Annotated in this window: 9 protein-coding genes; all 9 read right to left on the bottom strand. The window is 73.9% G+C overall.

The window, feature by feature from the left end:
• Window positions 1-9 precede the first annotated feature (9 nt).
• Window positions 10-1,110: a hypothetical protein gene (locus PLP61_RS12925; protein ID WP_324503144.1), complete on the bottom strand. Its 1,101-nt coding sequence runs from the start codon at window positions 1,108-1,110 to the stop codon at window positions 10-12.
• Window positions 1,107-3,518: a putative baseplate assembly protein gene (locus tag PLP61_RS12920; protein WP_324503143.1), complete on the bottom strand. Its 2,412-nt coding sequence runs from the start codon at window positions 3,516-3,518 to the stop codon at window positions 1,107-1,109. The genes PLP61_RS12925 and PLP61_RS12920 overlap by 4 nt, the downstream gene beginning before the upstream one ends.
• Window positions 3,515-3,892 (bottom strand): GPW/gp25 family protein, encoded by a 378-nt coding sequence (locus PLP61_RS12915; protein ID WP_324503142.1) that lies wholly within the window; start codon window positions 3,890-3,892, stop codon window positions 3,515-3,517. The genes PLP61_RS12920 and PLP61_RS12915 overlap by 4 nt, the downstream gene beginning before the upstream one ends.
• A complete protein-coding gene (locus PLP61_RS12910; RefSeq protein ID WP_324503141.1) occupies window positions 3,889-4,212 on the bottom strand; it encodes a hypothetical protein in 324 nt (107 codons plus the stop codon). The genes PLP61_RS12915 and PLP61_RS12910 overlap by 4 nt, the downstream gene beginning before the upstream one ends.
• 1 nt (window position 4,213) lies before the next feature.
• A complete protein-coding gene (locus PLP61_RS12905; RefSeq protein ID WP_324503139.1) occupies window positions 4,214-4,729 on the bottom strand; it encodes a phage baseplate assembly protein V in 516 nt (171 codons plus the stop codon).
• Window positions 4,726-5,853: a hypothetical protein gene (locus tag PLP61_RS12900; protein WP_324503138.1), complete on the bottom strand. Its 1,128-nt coding sequence runs from the start codon at window positions 5,851-5,853 to the stop codon at window positions 4,726-4,728. The genes PLP61_RS12905 and PLP61_RS12900 overlap by 4 nt, the downstream gene beginning before the upstream one ends.
• On the bottom strand, window positions 5,846-6,163 hold the full coding sequence (locus tag PLP61_RS12895; RefSeq protein WP_324503137.1) for a LysM peptidoglycan-binding domain-containing protein: 318 nt from the start codon (window positions 6,161-6,163) through the stop codon (window positions 5,846-5,848). Before PLP61_RS12895 ends, PLP61_RS12900 begins: the two co-directional genes overlap by 8 nt.
• The gene (locus PLP61_RS12890) at window positions 6,163-6,822 is read right to left on the bottom strand and encodes a hypothetical protein (RefSeq protein ID WP_324503136.1); all 660 of its coding nucleotides are present in this window, start codon (window positions 6,820-6,822) and stop codon (window positions 6,163-6,165) included. Before PLP61_RS12890 ends, PLP61_RS12895 begins: the two co-directional genes overlap by 1 nt.
• Window positions 6,819-7,291 (bottom strand): hypothetical protein (locus PLP61_RS12885; protein ID WP_324503134.1); only part of this gene is annotated, 473 nt, incomplete at its 5' end. The genes PLP61_RS12885 and PLP61_RS12890, both read right to left, overlap by 4 nt.

The following is a 7,291-nucleotide window of genomic DNA, read 5'->3' as shown; positions in this document are numbered from 1 at the left end:
GCGAGGGCATCAGGCCGCCGCGGTTGGGCCGCATGGTGTCGGCGCCGATCGCCTTGGGTCGCTGGCATCCCCGCGGGCCCGGCGCACGGCGAGGAGCCCCGGGCGCGTCGTGGTCGTGCCGTCGGGCAGTACCCGGCCGAGCCGGAGCACGCTCTCCTCCAGCCAGGTCGCCAGCCGGGTCCAGCCGTTGCGCCGGGCGACCTCCAGCTCCCGGCGGGTCACCTCGAGCGCGGCCGAGACCGCGGCGGCCGAGGACCCGTCTCCGGCGCGCACCCCCTCCTCGACCCGCGCGAGCGCGCCGAGCACCTTCGTGGCGGTGGCGCCGCCAGGGTCCACCTCGAACGCCGAGGTGTCGGCCAGCACCCGCACGGTGGCCCGGACGACCTCGTCGGCGAGGTGCGCGCCGGACCAGGACTCCAGCGTGACCGTGGTGCGGTCCGCCTCAGGGTCGGCCTCGACGGCGCGGACGCGGGCCGGGGTGAGGCCCAGGGCGAGACCCAGGTCGAGCAGCAGCGCGTCGCCGACGGCCAGCCGGGTCGTCGTGCCGGAGAGCACGAGCCCGTGGGCCACGACGTCCGCGGCCAGCTGCGGGCGGGCCTGGCGGACGCCGAGCCGGTTCCACTCGTGCCGGGCCACGAGGGGCTCGGCCGTCTCGAACGTCTGCGTCACCTCCCCCGGGCCGGGGACGCTGGTGACCCGGGCGCCGACCGGCAGCTCGACCGGGGCGGCGTTCTCGTCGACGGTGTAGGCCAGGTAGGTGCTGGCGGCCACCCCCGGGCGGGGGCGGTAGCCGACCAGTGCGGCCTGCTCCAGCAGCGAGCGGCGCTCGGTCGCCGTCCGCAGGTAGCCCTCGTTGCCGATCCGCTCCTGGTAGAAGGTCAGGACGTCGGCCACGACCGCCCACGCGTCGAGGAGCGCGGCCGCCGGGTCCGGGGTCTCGTGGGTGGTCAGGGAGGCCAGGGCCGGCAGGTCCGCCGACGACAGCCGGGCGCGCATGTCGGCCAGGAACGTGCGGTGCGTGCCGATCCGCAGGGCCAGCTCGCTCAGACCGGGCCGGTGCGCCACCGGCACCGGCGCGACGGGTGTCCCGCAGCAACCACACGTGCTCATCGTCCGCCTCCTACGACCACGACCAGCCGCCCCTGCTCGGGCAGGCTGGGATCCCCGGAGAGCCGCGCCACCTCGAGGTCGCGCACCCGCAGGACCCCGGCGTCGAGCTCGCCGGCGTCCGGATGGCCGAGACGGCGCAGCCTGGTGACCTCGACGGTGGCGACGCCGGGGATTCCCTGCACCGCCGCCACGACCTGCGAGACCCGCACCGGCGTGCCGAACGTGAGCCGGTCGGGGTGGAACAGGCCGGACGTCCGACCGGACACTCCTGAACCGAGCACGGCCAGCACGTCGGCTTGCACGGCGCCGCGCGAGTGCTGGGGGTCGACGCAGACGTCGACCCGGAGGTCGACCGGCACGGCGTGCGCGGGTCCGACCGCGAGGTCGTGGCCGAGGCGGCGGACGACGGCCAGGTCGGTCGCGACCCGGCCGAGGAGCTCGGGGGCGGCCTCGTCGGCGCCGAGCTGGTCGACGGCGAGTGTGGCCTCGTACCAGCTGCCGGTCCACGCGAGCTCGGCGGCGGCGCCCTGGACGCCGGGCACCTCGCCGGCGAGGGTCGCGTAGTCGGCCGCGGTGATCGCCCGGCGCAGGCGGGCGCGGAAGGCGTCCGGGGCGAACAGCCTGGCTTCGGCCGTCGGCTCGGGTGGCGTGCCACCGGTGGCGGCGAGGGGGTTGCGTGGCCGCACGTCGAGGCCGCTCCACACCTGGGTGCGCAGCACGAGTGTGCTGATCGTGTCCCGCCCGACGTTGCCGACCGGACCGCTGCCGACGCGGTACGCCGCGGCGAAGGTGGACCCGACCGGCGGCAGGCTGCCGAGCTCGCCGTCGCCGAACCTCAGGTGGGAACGCCCCTCGTCGTCGACCTCGACCACGAAGCACCGGTCGTCCGGCCCGCTGGTGAGCAGGTCGGGACGCGGCGTCCACCGCTGCTCGGGTCCGGTCGTCGTGGTCAGCACCACGGCCGGGGAGCCGGCGTGCGGGTCACGGACGCCCGCGAGCGCGGCGGGTCCGGTCAGGTCGACGGGGTCGGCGAACGTCAGCGGACCCGTGCCCAGCACCGGCCCGAACCGGTGCGGCACGGTGGTGGCCTCGAGCACCGCGCCGTCGCAGGCGCAGGGACCGGTGACGGTCGTGCCACCCACCGGCCCGAGCGGCTCCGTCACGCTCTCGCCGTGGTCGACCAGCTCGACGTTGCCGCGGGCGACCGACACGTCGCTGATCAGCGTGCAGTCGGGGGCCGGCAGCCGTACCGACACGCACAGCGCGAACGGCAGCGCGTCGGCAGGGGCCCAGGCCACCTCCACGACGTCGACAGCGAGCAGCTCGTCGCGCCCCTGCCCGACCGAGGTCAGCCGCACCGCGTGCCGGCGCGTCGGGTCCGCGTCGGCGGGGTTGCCGGTGCGCGGTCCCTTGACCTCCTCCAGCACCAGCACGTCGCCGACGCGCAGGCCGAGGGCCCGGTCCGGGTCGAGCAGCGTCGCCGACGTCGCGCCGGCGGTGAGGCAGCACTCCTCGTCGCCCCAGGTGTGGAAGCGCAGCTCACTGTGGGCCTGGCGGAAGACGACCGGCTCGTCGGGGTCGCCCAGCGGCTGGTACACCAGGCCCTGCCCGGCGGTGGTGAATGAGAGCTCCGACCGCGGCACCGCGGGGGTGTCCGCGTCTGTCCACACGGTGACCCAGGCCCGGGCGTTCAGACCCTCGTGCAGGAGGTAGTCGACCAGCCGCGCGTGCCGGCGGACCGAGATCCGCCGCCGTGCGGTGTGGAGGTAGGCCTCGGTGGCAACCGCGTCCTGGTAGTAGCTGAGGTGGTCGCCGGCGTAGGCCAGCAGCTCGACCAGGGTGATGCCGAGGTCGGCCTCGTGGCGCTCGTGCCAGTCCGGCATGGTGACCGCCAGCCGGTCGAGCACGAGCCGCCGGAACGTCGCGTAGTCCTTGGCCAGGTAGCTGAGGTCGGGCTCCGGGCCGAGGTCGTCCTCGCACGACGGCTCGGTGGCGCAGTCGAGGTCGGCCGCACAGTCGAGACGGAACCTGACCTCCGCGCACGCGTAGCGCGGGTCGAAGCCCGCGACGCCGACGAGGCACACCGTGTACGTCGAGAAGTCGCCCTCCCGGTCCAGCTGGAGCCGCAGGCAGTCGTCGCGCTCGGGGTCGCCGCTCTGCTCCAGCGACAGGCCGACCACCGTGATGCCCCTGATCCGCCGGCCACCCCGCACCTCGAAGTTCTCGGGGGTGAGCCCCTCGGGGTGCCGGGCGTCGCGGACGGCCGGCACCTCGCCGAAGAAGTGCACGCACAGCGCCGGCCCGGGGAGCACCTCGACGAAGTCGATGCCGTTGAGCCGGTCCCGCTCGCGCAGCAGGGCGGCCCGACGGCCGCCGGGCCGGCAGACGAGGGGCTGGTCGCCGCTCATGCGGGCACCTCCCGGGTGAAGGTCGCGGTGGTGGTCGTGGCGGTGCGGCGGACGGCGTAGGCCAGGTCGACGCGGAGGGTGCCGTCCTCCGCGGCCACCTCCAGCGACAGCACCTCGAGCAGGTCGCCGAGCCAGCGCTGCAGCGCGGCCCGGACGGTGAACTCCACGGCGGCGGCCAGCTCCGGGCTGTTCGGCGCGAAGACCAGCTGGAGCAGGCCGCAGCCGAAGTCCGGCCGGTTCACCCGTTCCCCGGGGCTGGTGAAGAGGACCTGCTCGACCATGTCGCGCAGGTGGTCGTCGTCGTCGGTCAGCGCGGTGCGCCCGTGCTCGTCGTAGTGCCAGGGGAAGTCGAGCTGGGTCCGTGGGGTCGTCATGTCGCCGTCACCCTCGACTGCACCACCGTCGGGGTCAGCGGTGTGCCGGTGGGCGCGCACACCGCCTGGCTGTCCATGAGCAGCAGCGGCTGCCCGCTCGACGTGACCCGGGTCGCCGCGGTGACCCAGGTGGCGGTGACGCACGGGCCGTTGCCGGCGGTGGGCGGGGGCAGCGTGCAGCCGGCCACGACGTACGGCGTGCTCAGGGTGACGGTGGGCTGACCCAGCACGGACACGCGAGGGTTGGGTGCGGTCGGCTGCGCCTGGCCCGCGTGCGCGCAGAGCACCGTGGCGCCGACGTGGAGCAGTGGCCCGGGCACCTCACACCACCGTCAGCGCGCCGTTGTTGATGGACACCGTGGGGCCGGTCATCGTGATCGTGGCGCCCTTGCCGTTGCTGATCGTGATGCCGACGTCGTTGACCAGGATCATCGCCCCGGTCGAGCTCTTCAGCATGATGCCGCCGGTCGGCCCGGGCACGTCGCTGAGCACGATGCTGTTCTGCAGGCCCGTCTGGATGACGATGCTCGGGCTCGCCGGGTTGCCGGCCAGGGCCAGCGGGGGCACGTCCGCCACCGTGCCCCAGAAGCAGCCCGTCCAGATCGGGTAGTCGACGTCGCCCTGCTCGTACTCGATCCACACCCCCGACCCGATCTGGGGCACCAGGTAGGTGCCCATCGACTTGCCCGCCAGCGGGACGCAGGCGGTGGCCCAGGTCGTGGGCACCAGGCTCGAGACGTCCGGCACGATGGCCTGGATGCGGCCGCGCTGCTCCGGGTCGACGTTCTGCACCACCGTGCCGCGGTACTTGCCGAGGTACTTCGTCGCGCTGCTCATGCCACCACCTCCGGCACCGTGGAGACGAGCCCGTTGCGGGCCAGGGAGAACGACTGCTTGTACTCACCGCGCTTGATCGAGTGCTTGACCTGGGTGACGTAGTAGAGGCCGTCGAAGGCCAGCCCCACGCCACGGACGCCGACGAGGGAGCGCGCCTGGAGGATGTGGCCGTAGCGCTGCACGTCGAGGCTGCCCCGTCCCGTCACGCAGTCGGCGGACCGGCTGGCCTCGGCGAGGCCGAGGAGCACGGCCTGCACCGGCGTGTACTTCGCGGTCTCGGGAAGGGCGTGGAACTTCGTCGGCAGCGGTGCGACCAGGCCCAGCGGCGGGTTGAGGGGCCCGATGTCGGGGATCGGGACCGGGATCGGCACCTTGGTCTGCTCGTTCTGGATGTAGACGACCGGCAGCGAGCGGTTCTGCGGGTCGAAGCTGAACGTGAGCGCGTCGCTGTTCGTGTGGGCGTCGAGGTCGACGTTCAGGGCCGGCTGCGGCACGCCGACCTTGACCTTCGGCCCCCAGTAGGCGACCGACATCCCGGGCTCGGGACCCGGGGTCAGGTAAAACACGTAGCCCACCCGCTTCGCCAGCCACTGGAGGTACTCCAGGTCCGTGCCCTTCTGGGTGGGGATGCGGCTGGTCGGGATCGGGACGTCGAGCATGATGCTCGGCACGATCATCGGGACGACGCCGAGCGCGAGGTACTTCGCGAGGATCACCGCGACGATGGCCTCTCCGGGCATGGCCGGGTACGCCAGCCCGGTCATCTCGATCTTGTCCATCACGGTGGTCAGGTCCTCGCCGATGACCTGCAACGTCGAGTGGCCGGCGTCCGAGCCGGGCGCCACCTGGGTCTTGGTGACCACACCGTCCACGAGCACGTGCGGCGTGCCGTTGAGCGTGGCGACCAGGACCACCCGGACGACGGGGATCGGGCTGCCGCCGGCGACCATGAACAGCGTCGGCAGGACCGACCGGTTGCTCATCGTGAACGACAGCGAGAAGCCGCCGACCCCCTCGTCCTGCTCGGTCACCTCGACTGCGGTGAGCGCCTCCAGCACCTCCCGTGGGACGGGTACGGCGACCACCGGCCCGACGAGCAACGTCAGGTGGACCCCCTCAAGCATCGGACACCCCCGGGATCCCTGCCGGCAGGGTGATCCGGAGCCGGCGACCCACCTCCATCAGGTCGTCGGGCCGCATCGCCCGGTTGGCGTCGGCGACCCGCCAGAACTGCTCGGGGTCGCCGAGGTGCTGCGCCGTCACGGTGTCCAGGCGCTCCCCCTCGGTCACCTCGTGCTCGGTGAGGGGTGCGAACGCCTCCGGCTGCGGCACGAAGCGGCGGCGCAGGTACGGCGTCCGGCGGCCGTCGGCGTCCTCGTGCACCGCCACCTCCGTCGCGGCGTACCTGCTGGTCGGCGGGAACGGGGCGGCCATCAGCGGATCCCCGTCAGTCCGAGCGTGCCGAGGGCGCCGCTCGGGGCGCGGCCGGCGAGGCGTTCCTTCTGCTGCAGGTACGTCATGAAGAGGCTGCCTCCCTGGTGCTGGAACCCGAGGTCGTCGACCGACAGCACCCGCATGCCGAGGCTCACCCGGGCCCGGATCGGGTTGAGCGCGGTGTCGAACGCCTCCTCGGTGACGGAGAAGTCGGTCAGCCGGACCGGCACGATCCGGCTGCGGCTCCAGACCAGGAGCACCAGGGCCGACTCCATCGGCACGATCTCGAGCGTCCCGGCCGCGGCCAGGGTGTTGTTGGCCTGCAGCCGGCTGCTGCCGGGGTAGACGATGGTCTCCAGGGCCGCGAGCACCGGGAAGAGCCCCAGCTCGGTGACTGCTGGGAAGCGGTCGGGCAGCTCGAGCTGGTCGGTCGCGTCGATCTCGGCGTCGAGCTTGATCGTCTCCACCGGCGGACCGGTGAGGCGCAGCGCCTCGGCGTGGTCGGGGCTGTCGTGCCCGGCGTTCTTGACCTGGAGGGTGCGGCTGAGCGAGTCGGGGTTGTACTGCAGCGCGATCACGCGGCGTACGGCCGCCGAGGCCGGGTCGACGAGCACGAGGCCGCCCTTGAGCACCGCGGGCGATCCGGGGAAGCCGGTCATGGTCGCCCTCCGTCCACGCCCTGGGCGTCCTGGACGGCGGTCCGGCCGCCGCCGATCGTCGCCCGGCCGGAGCCGTCGAGGTCGACCACGACCTGCCGGGCCACGGCGTCGCGACGCCACCAGAAGGACAGCCGGGCCGCGACGTCGCTCGCCGGGTCGTCGAGGAGCTCAGGCGGCCCGACGGGCCCGTCGGCGGACCGCCACCCTGCGGTGTCTGCGACGGTGTGCAGCGGCTCCCACCGCGCCATCGGGTCGAGCAGGAAGGCGACCGCCACGACGGCCTCCGTCGCGGAGCCGCGCCAGTCGGCCATCAGCCTGCCGACGGCATGAGCGGGCAGCAGGTCCGGCTCGTCGCCGTCGTGCAGCAGCCCGCCCAGCCCGTCCGCTGCCGCCCCGGCGCCCCACGTCGCGCGGACCAGCCGGTACGCCGGGGCGCCGGGAACGTCGGCGTACTGCAGGCGGAGGTCGT

This window comes from Nocardioides sp. (assembly GCF_035429765.1).
In the GTDB taxonomy this organism is placed as follows: Bacteria; Actinomycetota; Actinomycetes; order Propionibacteriales; family Nocardioidaceae; genus Nocardioides.
Note: the sequence above shows the minus strand (reverse complement) of the source record. Positions and strands in the feature narration are given on the sequence as shown.